Raw genomic sequence first — 641 nt, 5'->3', positions numbered from 1 at the left:
CAGGTTGGCACCACCCAGATCCGTGGCCTGAACAGCACCCAGATTTCCGCCCTCAGCAGCACCCAGGCCGGCGCGCTCACCACCACTCAGATCGTGGCGCTGACTACCGCCCAGATCCAGGCCATCGAGACCACCGATCTGGCGGCCTTCAGCACCACGCAGGTCGCGGCCCTGACCACCGCCCAGATCGTGGCCCTGACCACCTCTCAGTTCGCTGCCGTCGAGACCACCGATCTGGCGGCCTTGACCACCACCCAGTTCCGCGTCCTGACCAGCACGCAGATCGCCGGCCTCAGCACCACCCAGGTGGGTGTGCTGACCAGCACCCAGATCGCGGCGATGACCACGACCCAGATCCGTGCCATTGAGAGCACCGATCTGGCGACGTTCACCACGACGCAGTTCGGCGCGCTGATCAGCACCCAGATCGCGTCGCTGACCACGACCCAGATCCAGGCGATCAGCACCACCGATGTGGCCGTGCTGAACAGCACGCAGCTGAACTCACTGACCACGGCCCAGGTCGGGGCGCTGACCACCACGCAGCTGGCCCAGATCTCCACGACGCAGCTGGCCCAGGTTGGCACCACCCAGATCCGTGGCCTGAACAGCACCCAGATTTCCGCCCTCAGCAGCACCCA

Annotated in this window: 1 pseudogene; it reads left to right on the top strand. The window is 66.1% G+C overall.

The annotated features are described in order from the left end of the window. Window positions 1-641 (top strand): annotated as a pseudogene (locus AC1Q7F_RS32630) (beta strand repeat-containing protein); the annotation flags it as partial.

The sequence above is a fragment of the Niveispirillum sp. GW835-FHT14G11 genome (assembly GCF_058793615.1).
The sequence above is the reverse complement of the archived record's forward strand: the minus strand, read 5'-3'. Positions and strand labels throughout refer to the sequence as shown.